The organism is Streptomyces sp. NBC_00654, from assembly GCF_026341775.1.
Taxonomy (GTDB): domain Bacteria; phylum Actinomycetota; class Actinomycetes; order Streptomycetales; family Streptomycetaceae; genus Streptomyces.
On record NZ_JAPEOB010000001.1, the window covers coordinates 3,713,290 to 3,727,811 of the forward strand.

The 14,522-nt window shown below is 68.3% G+C and carries 14 protein-coding genes and 1 pseudogene; 2 read left to right on the forward strand and 13 right to left on the reverse strand.

Annotated features, from left to right (window positions below; genetic code table 11):
* Positions 1-99: 99 nt before the first annotated feature.
* The 4 genes and pseudogenes from OHA98_RS15960 to OHA98_RS15975 form a co-directional block, all read right to left on the reverse strand.
* A pseudogene (locus tag OHA98_RS15960) lies at positions 100-531 on the reverse strand (DUF2637 domain-containing protein); the annotation flags it as partial.
* Positions 528-1,157, reverse strand: a complete 630-nt coding sequence (locus tag OHA98_RS15965; RefSeq protein ID WP_266926338.1) for a WhiB family transcriptional regulator — start codon at positions 1,155-1,157, stop codon at positions 528-530. The pseudogene OHA98_RS15960 and the gene OHA98_RS15965, both read right to left, overlap by 4 nt.
* 162 nt (positions 1,158-1,319) lie before the next feature.
* On the reverse strand, positions 1,320-2,024 hold the full coding sequence (locus tag OHA98_RS15970) for a hypothetical protein (RefSeq protein ID WP_266926340.1): 705 nt from the start codon (positions 2,022-2,024) through the stop codon (positions 1,320-1,322).
* Between the two features lie 2 nt (positions 2,025-2,026).
* A complete protein-coding gene (locus OHA98_RS15975) occupies positions 2,027-2,920 on the reverse strand; it encodes a helix-turn-helix domain-containing protein (protein ID WP_266926342.1) in 894 nt (297 codons plus the stop codon).
* An 862-nt stretch (positions 2,921-3,782) separates the two neighbouring features.
* Here OHA98_RS15975 and OHA98_RS15980 point away from each other — a divergent pair.
* Entirely contained in the window at positions 3,783-4,649 is an 867-nt protein-coding gene (locus tag OHA98_RS15980) for a helix-turn-helix transcriptional regulator (protein WP_266926344.1), read from the forward strand.
* An 18-nt stretch (positions 4,650-4,667) separates the two neighbouring features.
* Here OHA98_RS15980 and OHA98_RS15985 read toward each other — a convergent pair whose 3' ends face one another.
* From OHA98_RS15985 to OHA98_RS16000, 4 genes are all read right to left on the reverse strand, one after another.
* On the reverse strand, positions 4,668-5,912 hold the full coding sequence (locus OHA98_RS15985; RefSeq protein WP_323179559.1) for an MAB_1171c family putative transporter: 1,245 nt from the start codon (positions 5,910-5,912) through the stop codon (positions 4,668-4,670).
* Positions 5,906-6,499 carry a hypothetical protein gene (locus OHA98_RS15990; RefSeq protein WP_266926348.1) on the reverse strand — a complete coding sequence of 198 codons (594 nt, stop codon included), beginning with the start codon at positions 6,497-6,499 and terminating at the stop codon, positions 5,906-5,908. The genes OHA98_RS15985 and OHA98_RS15990 overlap by 7 nt, the downstream gene beginning before the upstream one ends.
* A gap of 580 nt (positions 6,500-7,079) precedes the next feature.
* Positions 7,080-8,063, reverse strand: coding sequence for a hypothetical protein (locus tag OHA98_RS15995; protein ID WP_266926350.1), 984 nt, complete (start codon positions 8,061-8,063; stop codon positions 7,080-7,082).
* 373 nt (positions 8,064-8,436) lie between these two features.
* The gene (locus tag OHA98_RS16000) at positions 8,437-9,243 is read right to left on the reverse strand and encodes an NTP transferase domain-containing protein (RefSeq protein WP_266926352.1); all 807 of its coding nucleotides are present in this window, start codon (positions 9,241-9,243) and stop codon (positions 8,437-8,439) included.
* A 56-nt stretch (positions 9,244-9,299) separates the two neighbouring features.
* Here OHA98_RS16000 and OHA98_RS16005 point away from each other — a divergent pair, with 56 nt between their 5' ends.
* Entirely contained in the window at positions 9,300-9,716 is a 417-nt protein-coding gene (locus OHA98_RS16005) for an NUDIX hydrolase (protein WP_266926354.1), read from the forward strand.
* On the opposite strand, the gene OHA98_RS16010 is transcribed toward OHA98_RS16005, so the two are convergent.
* From OHA98_RS16010 to OHA98_RS16030, 5 genes are all read right to left on the reverse strand, one after another.
* Positions 9,711-11,456, reverse strand: coding sequence for an SUMF1/EgtB/PvdO family nonheme iron enzyme (locus OHA98_RS16010; RefSeq protein WP_266926356.1), 1,746 nt, complete (start codon positions 11,454-11,456; stop codon positions 9,711-9,713). The genes OHA98_RS16005 and OHA98_RS16010 overlap by 6 nt on opposite strands.
* A 251-nt stretch (positions 11,457-11,707) precedes the next feature.
* Positions 11,708-12,769: a hypothetical protein gene (locus tag OHA98_RS16015; protein WP_266926358.1), complete on the reverse strand. Its 1,062-nt coding sequence runs from the start codon at positions 12,767-12,769 to the stop codon at positions 11,708-11,710.
* On the reverse strand, positions 12,769-12,945 hold the full coding sequence (locus OHA98_RS16020; protein ID WP_266926360.1) for a hypothetical protein: 177 nt from the start codon (positions 12,943-12,945) through the stop codon (positions 12,769-12,771). The genes OHA98_RS16015 and OHA98_RS16020 overlap by 1 nt, the downstream gene beginning before the upstream one ends.
* A gap of 302 nt (positions 12,946-13,247) precedes the next feature.
* A complete protein-coding gene (locus tag OHA98_RS16025) occupies positions 13,248-13,883 on the reverse strand; it encodes a response regulator transcription factor (RefSeq protein ID WP_266926362.1) in 636 nt (211 codons plus the stop codon).
* A gap of 199 nt (positions 13,884-14,082) precedes the next feature.
* Positions 14,083-14,511 carry a hypothetical protein gene (locus OHA98_RS16030; protein WP_266926364.1) on the reverse strand — a complete coding sequence of 143 codons (429 nt, stop codon included), beginning with the start codon at positions 14,509-14,511 and terminating at the stop codon, positions 14,083-14,085.
* Between the last annotated feature and the right edge of the window lie 11 nt (positions 14,512-14,522).

Sequence of the window (14,522 nt, forward strand, 5' to 3'; positions counted from 1 at the left end):
CCAGTCCGCTGCTGGGGCGGAGGCGGGCCCTTGGTCCGTGTTCTGCTCCCCGGATCCCGCCGCTGTAGTACCCCCCGCGTATCCGGCACCCGGGTGGTGGCGGGTGATGAGGATGTACAGGTGGACCGCGCCGGCCAGGGCGAGCGGGGCCAGGGTAGACAGGATGGCTACGACTGTGTCGCCCAGGCGCAGGCCGGTGGAGTGAGCGGTCTGCTGGTTGAGGCGGACCGCGTGCAACGAGTTGGCCCAGATGCTTGCTGCGGTGGCCGTACCGAAGAGCATCCAGACATAGAGCCGGGCACGCAGCGGAGCCTCGGAGAGGACCAGCAGGGCGCGTACCCCGTAGGCGATGAAGCCATCGACCACGAGAGGGAAGAGATAGGTCAACAATCCGCGGATGTGGATCGCGACGGCCATCTGCTGGAGCGCGTCGTAGCTCAGGGCGCATCCGGCGAGGCCGAGGACCACGATGGCGAGCCGGTCCCACAACCCGATGGGCGCGACGGCGGGGCGTGCAGAGGGGGAGGTCATGCGGCCTTTCCGAGAGGGGCGGACACCGAGGCCACCGGCGCCGCAGGACGAGTGCCGAGCTTGATGGGCGCGGGCGCAACCGTGGCCGGAGCGATCTTCTTGCGCTTCTTCTTGGGCTTTGGCACGCCGTAGGTGCGGTCGCGGTCGAGGACCTTGTTGGCCGCCTGCCGGAGCAGGTCACGGGCGTGGGTGCGGCTGATCTGCAGGGCGATGGAGAGCCGTTCGGGCCGCCAGCCGCGTACGTAGGCGTGATCGATGACGATCTGCCGCTCGGCCTCGGTCAGGTGCACATCGCGTCCCTGGAAGAAGGCGACTACGCGCCGGTAATCGCGCCTCTTGTGCAGGTTCTTGTGCAGAGGGGCACGCTCGGCTTTGGTGAGGCCGCCCCAGATGCCCTCCTTGAGGCCGTTCTCCAGGGCGAAGTCGAGGCAGTCACGTCGTACTGGGCACCAGCCGCACAATTCCTTCGCCTCCGCGATGTCCTCGTGGTCCCGGGGGCCGGGGAAGAACACCGCTTCGGCGTCCTCGACGTCCATGCCGTGGCACGCTCCGCGGACGTGCCAGTTGGTGTCTCCTATGCCGCGCAGGCCGGTGGCCGGGGCGTCGTGGGTGGTGATGTGGCGCAAAGGGGTCTCCGATGTGCTGCCGCGCCGGCCACTGCGGGCCTTTGCGGGCCGACGCGGCGTCGGGTACCGGCTGCGGCGCGAGAGCATGCGTCGCAGCCGGGACGGGATGGTGGTGTGGAGGAGGCGGTGAACCGGACGGGGTGCACCGGCCTTGCGCGCAGGTCAGGCTGCGGTGGGCTGCTGGACCTGCTCAGGCTGCCGGGCGGCGGCGACGTCGAGGCGGCTGGGGTGAGTTGCGCACGGGGCGGTCCCGCGAGCCCCGCCGTCGGGGCTGATCCTCCGGCGGCGGCACGGTTCGCCGGGCTGGGCCAGGCACCACGCGCACCGGACACTCAGAGCGTCGGGCAGACCCTGCGCGACGGCTGCCTCGCGTGCCGCTCGGGCGGGCCGGTAGGGCGCGAGGGCGGCTCGGGCGGCGGGCGGTATGCAGGAGCCGATCTCCCGCAGTCTCGTCTCCAGCCTGGGGTCGACCCCGTCGCGGCAGGTCGTGATTGCTCGGGCCTGTGCGGGTTGCGCGGTGCCGGTGGCGACAGCGCGCCGGGTACCGACCAGCTCGGCGGTCCAGGCGGCCTGGTCGTCCGGGTCGACGGACGGCGTCGGATCGGAGTGCCTGGCCAGGCGGTCGCGCCGGTAGCTCTCCCAGGGGCGGGCAATGTCCGCAGGCAGGATCTGGTACGGCGAGGTGCGGACGTGCTGGCGGGCGGTGACGCGGACGTCCCAGCCGTGCGGGGTGGCCAGCGGCACGTCGCCGAGCAGCTCGTGCCATTGAGCGAGCTGGTCGCGCGCTTCGCCCTGGTCGGTGCGGATGGTGCGGGGGTCGAGGCGGCCGAGGTAGGCCAGCAGGGCGGCGATTTCGCGGCGGTCCACGGTCAGCCCTCCGTTCCGGTCGGCTCGTCGAGTGCGGCGAGAAGAGCGGCGGTGTGGGCCTCGGCCCGCGTCATTCCGCCAGGCGTGGCGCCGTTCTTGCCGGGCACGGCGTGGAGGTTCGGTCGGCCAGGAGCATGCTCTCGGGCGACCCAGGACTTCCAGTCGGCAGCCCAGGCGTCCGCCGGCCTCGGTTTGAAGTCGGCGCGGTGGGCACGCCACTTCGCGTCGGCTGCTTGCAGGCCCTGCTCGCCGAGGCGGTCGATGTGTCCCTGCTGGCGGAGCCAGGCTTGGGTGGCCGGGTCGACCTGCCACTCGGCAGCCGAGAGGACGGCAGCACTCTTGCTGTACCTCCGGTTCAAATCAGGTTCACTACGGTTCTGTGTGCCGATGGCCGGTACATCGCTGTGCCGGTGGCCGATACGCCGGGGTGCCGGTTTCCGTCGCGATCTGCCGGTTTCCGGTACTGCCGGTTTCCGGACCCTCGCGGCGGATTCCGGTACCTCACGAGGGCGGATCCCGTACCGCCGCAGAGCCGAGAGCCGGAGCTTCGCCGGAGCGTCGGGCTCGTCGGACACCGCCGGGTCGCCGTCCTCCTCCCGCTGCTCTTGCCGGGCCTGTACGACGGCCTCGGCGGCGAGGGGCAGACGGTAGACCGTGCTGCGCTGCGGGCCGACGAGGTCGTCGAGCTGTTCCAGCTCGCCTGCGAGGAGCAGGCGCTCGATGGCTTCGCGCACCGTGGAGACCGAGGCGCGCGTGCGCTTGGCCAGGCTGGACAGCGAGGCCCAGGAGATGCACTGCTCGTCGGCCACCCGGTCGGCGATCGACAGCAGGACCAGGCGCGCGGCCCCTCGGCTGGCGCTGTGCTCCCAGACCCACTCGCGGGCGTCGCTGCTCATCGGCCGCTCCCGGTGGGGCGGGCCGGGATGGAGTACTCCGGCTCGGGGCGCCGAGGCGCCGGCGCGGAGGTGGCTGCCGCGCAGGCCGTACGGAACGGCCTTTTACGCAGGGCAGGAGGCATGCGATACTCCCCTTTGCAGTGTTGCCACGTTGATGCGCCCCTCGGAAGGACTCAGCGTGGTGATGGTGGGCAATCTCGCCCTTGCCGGGGCGGGTATGCCGTTTATGCGTTCGGCGTCCGGGAGTTCGCGCTCTCGGGCGCCGCCGCTATATGCGGACCTACGCGGTCTGGGCGGTGCCTGCCGCGCTCTTCATGTTCGTAGTGCCGGGCGGTGTGCCCGGGGGACGACGAACATCGCACGGACCCGTGTCAAGATCCAGAGTTGGTTCTCAAACTCTGTACTAGTTGCAGAGAGTCATGAGGCGGGTCGGTCGCGCAGTTGCCTGCGGGCGCCTCGTTGCTGGCGTTCCTCATGCGCTGACCGGTGGCTGCTGAGGCAGCGCATCGCGCCAGCCCCGCCCGCCGAACGGCGTGCGCTCCTTGGGTGCCGCAAGCTCTGGTGCGGGCGCCGGGGTGTTCACTCACCGGCAGTCGCTGCGAACACGGCCATGAACAGGCTGCCGGTCAGAATGCCGGTCGCCCCTGGAACGGTAACTGGTTCGCTGGCATGGGTGAGGTCCTGCCTGGTCGTGGCGGCGCGCACTGTCGCTCGCACGGTCTGGAAAAGTGGGGGGATGAGGTGGTCGCAGAGAGGTCACCCTCCGGCCCCACAACGAAAACCTACGTGATGTAAAGTGATGTTGCAAGGGGTTGTTTTGACGCAGCCTCCGACCCTCTCACCAGCACATTCAGGAGCACAGGTGCCACCACGCCGCTTCGACGGCCGCCGCCTGCGGGAGGTGCGCCGCGCCGCTGACATGCATCAGCGAGTCTTGGCCCAGGGGCTGGGCCTGGGCTCGCACGCGCCCGTGGCCACGTGGGAGAACGGACGGGCGTTTCCCCCGGCGGAGAAGCTGCCCAAGATCGCACAGCTGCTCGGCCAGGACCTTGACGTCCTGTTCCCCCGGGACGGCGATCCCGACCTGGTGGACCTGCGCTGCGATGCCGGCTACTCCCAGGGCGCCGCCGCGGACACGGCGGGGGTGCTGAGCCGCTTCCTGCTGGGGAGCGCTGAGCGCGGGGTGCGTCGGCTCGACGCCGGCGCAGTGGCCATGCTGGCGGAGCTGTACGGAGTGACCAGCGACGAGCTGCGGGCTGCTGAGGCCAGATCTTTCGGTGAGTCCGTACCTTCACACCGGTTTGCTCCCGGGAAGACGCCGACCGGAGGGTTCGAAGCTCTTCTCCAGGCGGCGTTCCCCGGCGCCGACGTGTCCGACAGCGACGTTGCCTCAGCCGTCAACGCCAAGCTGGGCAGCGCCCTCGTCCAGCCTGCGCAGATCGCGGCCCTGCGCGCCGGTACGGCCGCGACCGACGTGTTCAGCGGCATCGCCCGGAGAATCGCATTCGAAGGGCTCGGCGCGGTGCTCGGCGTCTCCCCGATCGTCTTCGAGGACGGGGCCTCGGTCGAGCGGCGCGTACTGGAGGACATCCGGTACCTCGCGGAGCAACGCGACATCGCCCTCGCCGCGCGTGGCGGCGAGGGCGGGGTTTCCCCGGCGATGCTCAGCGTGCTCAATGAACTGCTGGCAGCCGAGAACGCTCACGAGCAGGACGGCGGTTCGCGGTAGGTCCGATGCGGCAACTGGTTACGCCGCACGCGCTTGGCCTTCCGGGTGTGGGCTGCCGCTCGCAGGCGCCCCTGCCTCCTGTAGCAGCTGACGCACCTGCTCCGGCGCCATGGCGGTGTAGGCGCGGGTGACCCGCGCCAGCCAGAACCCCTCCGCCTGGGCATCACTCAAAGGCTTACTTGGCAGGCCCCGTACCGGGAGCGCAGCTCGCTGTCCCGCGCTCGCGCTGTGCAGGGCGGCCCGGATCCAGTAAGCCTCGGCTGCCGGTTCCGGATCGGGAAGGCATTCGGCCGCAGCCTGAGCACAGGGCATCAGGTCCTCGGTCGCGTGATGACGCAGCTGCTCCACCGCGTCGCCGATCTCCTGCGTCCAGCGGTCCAGGCGCACGTCCAGCGGGGGCGACAGGCGAGTCAACTCCCTGGCGGCCGACCCGGGCGGCTGGAAGGCGAGGTGGGGGAAGGCACGCATCAGATCCCGCCACAGAGGGTAAAGAGCGCGCAGTGCACGCCGGGACGTCCAGCGTGCCGCGACCGCCGTCGTGGACGGGATGCTCGCGCCGGCGGCCCACAAACCCGCTACCACCAGATTGACGGAGTCGGCGATGGTGCGCATCGTGACCGAGCTGGCATCCGTGGGGAACCAGACCGTGAAGATGCGCAGTGCGGGGTAAACGGTGTAGATGACCATGGCAGCGGCCATGAGGGTCAGCCCGATGCGCAGCGACCGGGTGTCCGCGCGCCGGCTCGCGCGGCTCCACTGGTAGCAGCAGGTTGACGCGGCAGCCGCGAGGTACGTGTACACGATCGTCAGGAAGAGCCCCGCACCCCACTGCCCGGCGTGATCGGCGGCGAAGTCAACGCTCGGCCGGCTGCGGTCCACCACGGTGAAGAAGAGGACGACCATGGCGGCCAGGGCCCCCAGGGCGCTCGCATTGGCGACGCGGCTCACTCGCCGCGAAATGGTGATGTGCCGTGGCGGGACTCCGGAGATAGGCCGTGCGTAGATTGCCGTGATGTAGTTGAGGATTGCGAGGATCGCACCCATGGACGTCAGGTACTTTCCCAGCGCGGAGAGGTCCGTCACGGGGGAGTGGTCCAAGGCATGCTTCACCTGCGGCACCCGGCACCAGATCGTCCCACTGAACGCCAAAGTGCAAAACCACAGAGACCGCCGAAGACGATCACCGTGGCGAAGGGCAGGCAGGCGCCACAGAGCCACTGCCGTCATAGCGATGGCCGCCGCCCAGATAAGGCCGCTCAGCACATTCGCTCCGCATTCTGACCCGTCGCCCCGCGCGGTGCGGCCACCGGGTGGGAGAGGCTCGATTCCAACTGACTGACCAGGTCGTCACCCGGCGGTGTCGCCTGATGGACCTGCCGCTTGATCACGGAGGCGCCCAGCTCCGCGATCTGTTCCTCTGCAGTGTTGTAGCGCGTTCGCGCCTGGACGAGGGCGCCCGGCCCCAGTTCGTCCAGCAGTTTCCCCCGCACTCCGGACGGAAGTCTGTCCAGCACATCCAGCAGCGGAATGCTCGTGCCGTGGTCCACCCACTCGTGCACGAGTTCGTGCAGGATCGTGTGCTCGGTCTGGTTCGGTGTGGGCCGACGCCGGAAGAGTATGTACGTCGTTGACAGCCCCTTCACCCGCAGACCGCACGCGGTGCGCAGATCCGCGTCCGGATCATCGACCGGCAGCAGGTGAATGGTCCGGCGCAGCGCCACTTCCATGCTTGTCACAAGCCGTTGCACGGTGAACGGGTGCGGGATCGGCAGGCCAGACAGCCGGTCCTCGCACTCGCGACGCAGCCGACGCATCTCGCCGCCCAATTTCAGCGCCCGCAACGCACTCATTCTTGACTCTCCCGAGCATTCGCCGGAACCGTCCAGTAGGACGGCCCCGAGATTCCTACTTCCGAGGAGCCTGGGGCAGGCTCGGAAGCGGCCTGATCGTCAGACCTTATGCCTGCCGCTTCGAAGCGAAAATCACCAGGGTGTACGGAATTCCGGTTCGCCTGAATTTGCGAAGAGGATTCACCTTGACCGCTGGGCAAGATCATTTCTTTCGGGCGGGTGATTCCGTGACGCGGAAGAAGGGGAGTGTGTCTTCGTTGTAGCTGGTGTCGCGATTCCCTCCGTCGCTTGACCTGGACATGTTCGAGTCTTCGGGACCTCCTGTTGCGTGGGAGCTCGACTGCCCAGAACGGGGCTGTGCGTCTCTGGATGTGCTGGCAATTCCTTTGCCGGGTATCCGCGGTGACGCCTCTTCAGGACCCCTGGTCCTGCAAAATGCCTGAAGGGGCGCCTGCTTGTTGCCAGCTAGGACCCAGGAATGGCAATCGGTCGCACGTCAGGAGAATTCCCACGCCTGACTGGCGCTCAAGTCTGCACGCGCAAAGTCAATTTCCATTGAACCGCGTTCGGTTCCACGTGTTCAGTCCTCGGGCGCGATGCCAAGCCCTGGCAGCATCAGTTGCCCGTTGTCCCCGCAGTTCACGTCGGTCACCCCGAGGTCGCCGGGCATTCGCGCACCGCGTGCGCGTACCTCCTTCACCACGAGCTTCGCCGCTGCCTCCGCTCCGTCCGCATCGGCGGCAAAATATGCGTCCCACCACTGGAGAAGCGGCACTCGGCTGTCCCAGCCGCGATGCCTCATGGTGACGGCGTGATCGCCGCTGCCCGAGCCGTCGCGGTCGTCGATATAGATGGTCAGGCCATCGTCTGCTCCGTAGAGCACGGCCAGGACTCGACCGCCGTCCGCGTGGTTTACGACGTTGTATCCCGCCCAGTCGTTCACCTGCGGCGTCAGTTGGGTCGCCCAGGCGTGACATAGCGACCGTATCGACTCCTCCAGCCGGTCCCAGTCCGGAGCGAGGGGAGGGGCCGGGAAGCTCGGCGGGAGAGTGCCGATGCCGTTGCGGGCCACCTGCCAGAGATACGGCAGGTCGCTGTAGCGGGGAACCTGCCCCTTGTCGTCACCGACCCCGCGGCCGAACGCGTCGCGCTCCGCCGTCTCCAGAACCTCTGTGGTGTGGCAGGAGAGAATCAGGCCCACATCACCCGGATGGAGCAGCACTGTGTGTTGCGGCAGCCGCCAGCGGATGTTCGGACCGGCCGCACCACCCCCATACAAGGTGGGTATGCCTATCCGATCCACGATGGCGCTCAGGGCCTCTCTCCAGTCGTGCACCGGAAGTGGGGGCGGCTCCTCGGTGTCGACTGGGGGGTGAAGGAGCAGCTGCTCGGCAGCATCGACGATTTCGGATATTTTTGGCCGCATATGGGAACTCTGCGCCCAATAGGTAAAACCTGCGATTCGGAACAGTCCGGTGGCTCTGCGGCGACGCGGCGGCAGCTCAGCCCGGAAGACGCCAGCAGTCGGACGCTCCTGACCTAGGCGGCCCGCGAGCCTGCGCATGAGAGCCTCCAGGAGCCCTTCCCCGCCCGCAAGGCCGCCTCGCGGGCGGGGGTGGAGGGCACACTCACGCGGCCGTATACGCGGGCGCGAACGTTCGCGACGAGGTCGTGTCGTGTGCAGGCGTACTGCCACAGAAGACTGCCTGGTGGTGCCAGCGTGTAGGTGGCTGTTGGCGGTGCAGCGCGTGGAGATGCGGGCGGCGAATCCCGGAGATCAGGTGACGCGTACGGCCCCGCGTACGCACCCAGTGCATGGGCATGGATGAACCCGTCGAGGGATACGATCTCTGCGTGCAGGCAGTTCCCGAGGGCGTTTTCGGCTCCCGGGACACTCGTGATGATCTTGCTACAGGGCGGCGCGCGCTCCTGCTCACTCAGCTGCCGAGGTCTGTCATGGGTTGCGTGCTGGTGACGACATCGACGCGGTGGGCCTGGGCGTAGGAAGCCAGCGACAGGGACAGCTTCGGCTCGCTGTTCGTCTTGCGTGAGGTGGCGGCTAGGTGGCGCAGGAGGCCGGGTGTAGCCCGCATCCGCCCTTGGAGGAGTTTAAGGCGGGCGGTGCCGTGTTCCGCCTCCAGTCGCAGCGCGTGTTCACGGTCGGGTTTCTCGATCAGCTGCACCAACCTCTGGACCGGCTCCCTGCCCGCGCAGACGATCACACCGTGGTGGTCCGCTGCGGTCGCATCGAAGGGCGCTGCGAGCACAGCCGGTGTATCAGGAGAGGCTGCCGTGGCTAGAGCGGACAGCGCTGTGTGCGTGGGGTCGACGTTGTCAGCGAAGATCACGTACAGGTCCCCGGTGCGCAGGTGTTCGGCACCGTTCAGCACGGACGTCACGTCGGCGTACCTGCCGTGCTGGGCGATGAAGTCGACCTGGAGGAGGTCGGAGGCCGATGGGCGGCCCGGAAGCTGGTTGGTGAGCATCCGGTAGCGAGCCAGCGCTCCGGGGGCGAGAACCTGGCGGGTCCAGTCGGTCAGGGGCGTGTAGTAGGGGTGGTGGACCACGACAGCATGGCCACTGCCGATGGCGGCGGCTTCGTCCACGATGTGCGCGAGCCCCGGCCGGCCACAGACTGGGCGCAGTTCCTTGGGCAGGTACGGCGACCAGGCACTTACCCGTGTGCCCAGTCCTCCGGCGGCGATCACCACAGGGAGTACCGAGAAGTTTGGTGGCCGGTTCATCGCTGTCCCCTTCGGGCCGGGTCCCCGGACGATAGCGTCGGCGGATGCATACACGTGTGACGGGCATCGTCATCGAGGACGACAGGCTTCTCCTGCTGAACCAGGACACCGACGGCCCCAGGAGCTGGTCCCTGCCGGGGGGCAAGGTCGAGGACGGCGAGACGCTGGAAGAGGCACTGGTCAGAGAGATGCGGGAGGAGACCGGCGCCGAGATTGAGGTGGGTCGGTTGCTGTACTTGTGCGACAACATCAATGCGCACGTCGTTCACATCACCTTCGAGGCCCGCCGCGTGGGCGGGGAGATCGGGGCGGTTAAGGAAGGCGCGGACACCCGGCAGATCCGCGGCGTCGAGTTCGTGGCGCTGGACGATGTGCCCGCTCTGGGATTCAGTGACCTGTTTGTGAAACTGTGCCGGCAGGGGTTCCCGGGCGCCGGGTCGTACATGGGGCCGAAGTCCGCTATCGGGCTATGACCCGAACGTGCTGAGCAGCAGACGGTCGAGCCCGCCCGGCGTGGCCCGGGCGGAGCTGTCGGCGGCGGCGACCCACTGATTGAGCCGGTGTGCCAGCTCCCATGCCCCGAGCCGGGCGGCGTCCGTGGTGTGGGCGTCGCGCACCAGGCGGACACCCACGCCCCGCGAGGAGCCGAGCAGATAGCGGGAGCGGACGGAGGTCACCGCCTCCTCGGTGCCCGGTGTGTTCCACGCGGCACCGAACAAGTACTTCTGCACGGACCGTGATTCAGGCTGATCGGGACCGTCGCCGCACCAGACTTGCACGTTGCCGATCAGGTGGTGGACCTCCCGGTCGCCGAGCCCGGGTTCCGCAACGGGGCAACTGTCGCCCGCTACGTAGTCGCTGTTGTGCGCCCGCGCTCCCTTCGCCGCCTGCAGTGCTTCGGTGCGGGTGGGCAGGCGCGCTCCGCACCACGCCGCCATGAGTGCTGCTCCGATCCAGGTGACCCAGTACGCGGGATGCTGTTCGTATCCTCGGCTGATCCGCCACCGCCGATCGGCTCGGTCGTAGTGGAGGCGCCCGCCACGCTCGTGGGGCATCGGGCAAACCAGCAGGTTGGTGCCCAGACGGGAGTTCGCCGCACCGCCCGCGTGCAGCATGGTCAGCAGCTCGGCCATTTCCGTATTGGTGACCAGCAAGTTGCGCCACTGGATTCCTGCCACCGGCCTGTACGCCGGCTTGGGCATCCTCTGAAAGGGGGGTTCCGACCGGGCCCGGCGGATGGGCCGTGGCGTGGGTTCGTGCACCTCGTACTGGTCGTCGCGGGTAAGCCATTGGGCGGCGGCCTCCGTGACCTCGGGGGCGAGCAGGCGACGGGCTTGGGCGAGGGTCTTGTCAACCGCGGTGATGACCAGTTCTGCGGTGCCGGGCATCAGTTCGGCGACCAGGGCGTCCTTGCGTCCGATGGTGGCGAACGTTGTGTCCGACGCGGCCGTGGTGCCGGTGGTGATCAGCGGCACATCCCTGGGTTGCGGCATTTCGATGTTCAGGAACCGGGCGAGGTCGGTCTCCGTGCGGGGCCGGTCGGTGACGTGCTGTTCATACGGGATGACCAGGCAGGGGCGGGAGGCAGGGGGCCCCTCGCGCAGGGCGCGGGACAGCAGAAGGGCGTTCACGGTGATCAGGCGTCCCAGGGCGGTGGACGGGTCGGGGTCGTCATGGGGAAGGAGCGGGGCGAAAGCTGTGCGCCAGCGCGGTGCGCGGGCCGTCGCGGCGACCTGCGCGTACCGGTCGCCGTAGCGCCATCGGTCCCAGAGCTGCCCACGGGCGAATGAGGAAGCGATGCCGATAGGGGCCCGGGTGAGGACGACAACCGGTGATCGGGGCAGCATTCCCAGGACGGTGTCCACGGCGAAGAACAGGTTCGTCTCTTTGACCAGGTGCCGGGGGTGGCCGTGCAGGTCGCCGAGCGCGCACAGCAGCTGGTGCAGGCCCAAGCCGCTGAGACCGGTTCCCTGGAGGCTCGACGGGATGCGATTGCCGGGCGATAGCGGGTGTTCGCGGCCGAGCTGCTGACGGAAGGGCTCGTTGTGCTGCGGCATCGCCCCGCGCAGCGAGTCGGACAGCCAGTTCGAGCCGACCCGCTCGAAGATACCCAGTGCCAGCACCGGGGCCGGGGCCGGTCCCCCGCACTGCTCGTCCAAGTGGGCCATGCGCATGACGATGCTCTCGATGGTTCCGTCGAGCGGAACGCTCAATGCTTGAGGGGCTGTCGGTTCCGAAAGCGTGGGCCGATTGGAGTTGGTCGGAGTGTGCATGTGATGCCTCCTGTAGTGAGGATCAGGTTGGGCAGGCAATGCCGGGTCATGGCGCGAGCGAGAACCGGGCAGCCACGCGTTCCGCCGTATCTGGCACTGCGAACCTGGAGCCGTTCATGGTCGGATCGCCTCGTACAGGGCGCTGAAGCGCTCATCGGTGTGGGTTCTATGGGTGCCGGGAGCAGTTGGACTCACGCGTCGAATTCTCCTGATTGGGAGCTGGAGGCGGAGCCGCTTCTTTCGGCGGAGCGCTGTTTGATGCGTGCTGCGACATGGATGGCTGGGATGCATGGCAGTGCGATGAGCAGGCGGTACCGGAGGGGCAGTGACACGAGTAGTCCTCCGAGCAAATCGAAGGCAGCGTGGCCGATGATCATGGGGGTCACGAGGCCGTAGCGCCGGAAGAGCCAGACGCGGCCTGCCCCGTACAGAGCCATGGCCAAGGCGGGCACTCCGACGTAGGCGTGGAGAAGGACCTCGATGACACAGATCGTGGTGTAGATCAGCCACACCGGCCTGCGCGCTGCGGCGAGCAACGTGCTCCCCGCAGCAACGACAACTAGATCTTCGAGAATCACGGCACAAAGAACGCTGAGCATCAGATCGCCTGCGCCGCCGAGACCTAGACCGGACAGTTGGCCGCCCGCCATCACCGGCACGGTGCTGTCAGCGTCGAGGACGCGCAGGAGCATCACAGAGATGCCCATGACGCCTCCACCCGCCGCGCACGCGGCGATGGTGCCGCCGGCCACGGTCCACGTCCGCTGCGTTCCAGCCGCACGGGTCCAGGTCCCGAGATCCAGATTCAGAGGCACACCTCGGGCACGAGTCACCTCTATGGCCAGCCAGGCAAGTGCGCCGGCGGCCAGAGTGAGCCCGAGGAGGCCGGTGGCCATGCTGGGAAGGGCAGCGACGACGACGATCGCACCGTACATGGCCGCCGCGGTACCCTGCATCCACCGGTAGGCGGGCCGTAACCGAGTCCGGGCGACCACAGCCCAGAGAAGCCAGCTCGAGGTCAGGCACGCCCCGATCAGCTGGACCACCAGGGCTTGGTAGTAGGCGCTCGATGTCCACTCCACGCCGAGCAGGCCGCGGACGTGCAGGACACCCGACGCGATGGGACCGCAGCTGGCGAGCGTCAGCAGTCCGACAGCCGATGCCAGAGCGCGCCCGGTGCCAGCTTCGGAGCTGCGGGCCCGGCCATCGACGTCGCGGCCGAGAGGGGCAACAAGCGGGTCGTGGTTCGACATCAGAGGTACCCCCGAGCCGAGCCCGCAGCCCCGTACAGGCAAACGATTCCATTGATGGTGCTCCACACGTACGGCGAGCTGACCACGCTGACGATGCCGAACAACTCGATGACAACGAGGCGGATACGGCCGGTGTCGCCAGCAGCACCAGCGTTCGGAAGGCGGCCGGTCTTCATCCATCCTGTGGACGGCTTTGCGGGCATGGACTCAGCAATTCTGTGAGATGTCATGTAGGACGGGCGAGCTGCTACGGGCTCGTTAGATCGCGTGGTTCCGTGCGGCTGTTGCGCCGGAAGCGCTGTGCTTCCGGCGCTGCGCGGGCGGGTGCAGAGTGCGGGCGTCGTGTTCGCGTGCGACGGCTGGCCTCGGTGACGAGATTGCAGAGTCCGGGCGTCTCGTCCCTGTACACGGGCCACTGGGCCGCGTCCCGCAGAACGTCTGCGGTGGACGAGCGGCGCTTTGCTGGCCTCGGTTCGCACTAGATGAGTCCCTGGCGCATTGCGAACGCCACCGCATGGGAACGATTTCGCAGCTGGAGGCGGGTCATCACGGAATGCAGCACGCTCTTGATCGTGCGCTCGGAATAGGCCAGTTTCGTCGCGATGTCCGCGGTGTCGTATCCCTCGGCGACCAGCCGCAGCACATCCACTTCACGCGGCGCCAGTCCGGTGAAGTGGAGACCGCGCGGACCCAGCACCTGCCCCTGGAGCCTGCCGACCTCTTCGAGGAGGCGTCCGAGCAGGTCGGCGGGCAGGTGCCCCTCGCCGTGCGCCACCGTCCCGATGACGTGCACCAGATGCTCCGGCGTCGACTCGGAGCGCCTGACCACACCGGCGACGCCGCACTCCGCGGCGCTCACCAGCTTCTGCTCATCGATGTCCGTGGTGACCAGAATGGTGCGGGCGGTACTCGTGCGCTGAATGTGACGCAGGATTCGTAGTTCGTCCTCCTGGACGGCGTCCACGATCACGACCACTACTTCAGCTTGGTACTCGTCATCGCCATGGAGCAGGGTGATCTCCGGGCTCTGCCGCAGCTGGGTGTGTATGCCCGCGAGGGACAGCGGGTCCCCGGCTTTGACCGCGACCTTCGTCCGGGCTTCGCTGGAACTCATGAACCAACCCGGGCGGCCGGGACCTGCCGGACCTGTGACGTCCCGTTCGTGCCCGATATGGCGAAGTCATCGGCCTTCTCGCCGACGAGCTGCTTGTTGTCGGGGACGCGGGGCGGGTCGGAATCCTCTGCCGTCAAGGGGCGGCTGCCGGAGCGAGGGCTCTGTTCGGGGTGCGGCAGCGGTGTCCTGGGGGGTGTAGTCACAGGGTTGTCTCATCTCGGGCAAGGGCGAGGAAGCCGCCGCAGGTTCGTATGGTGTCCAGGGCGTCTTCGTAGGCGCTGTGGAAGTTGCTGATGTCCGTGCGGGAGGGGGCGACGATTCCGTGCAGCTCGCCGCGGCGGATCGCGTTGCAGAGCCGGGCCAGTTGGGGGCGCGTCGCGGGGTCGGTCATGCCGGTGTCGTCGTAGGCGGCCACGACAGCGACCCACCCTTCGCGGGTGACGAAACCCATCGACTGGGCGAGGCGGTCGGCAGCGTCCTGGCCGGGTGCGACCAGGGCGTACCGGGCTACAAGAACTGGGCGGCCGGCGAGACGATGCAGGACGGCGGAGCAGGCTGTCTCGCGCAGAGCCCGAAGGCGGGCGGCGCTGCTTCGCCCGCGTTGATCGCTTCCCGTTGATACGGACACGTCGGCGGAGT

What these genes read in the sequence shown, in the direction of transcription:
- OHA98_RS15995 (WP_266926350.1), bottom strand. Translation starts at nt 8,063, where the DNA reads ATGCGCAGGCTCGCGGGCCGCCTAGGTCAGGAGCGTCCGACTGCTGGC.
- OHA98_RS16015 (WP_266926358.1), bottom strand. Translation starts at nt 12,769, where the DNA reads ATGTCGAACCACGACCCGCTTGTTGCCCCTCTCGGCCGCGACGTCGAT.
- OHA98_RS16020 (WP_266926360.1), bottom strand. Translation starts at nt 12,945, where the DNA reads ATGAAGACCGGCCGCCTTCCGAACGCTGGTGCTGCTGGCGACACCGGC.
- OHA98_RS15975 (WP_266926342.1), bottom strand. Translation starts at nt 2,920, where the DNA reads ATGAGCAGCGACGCCCGCGAGTGGGTCTGGGAGCACAGCGCCAGCCGA.
- OHA98_RS16000 (WP_266926352.1), bottom strand. Translation starts at nt 9,243, where the DNA reads ATGAACCGGCCACCAAACTTCTCGGTACTCCCTGTGGTGATCGCCGCC.
- OHA98_RS16025 (WP_266926362.1), bottom strand. Translation starts at nt 13,883, where the DNA reads ATGAGTTCCAGCGAAGCCCGGACGAAGGTCGCGGTCAAAGCCGGGGAC.
- OHA98_RS15990 (WP_266926348.1), bottom strand. Translation starts at nt 6,499, where the DNA reads ATGAGTGCGTTGCGGGCGCTGAAATTGGGCGGCGAGATGCGTCGGCTG.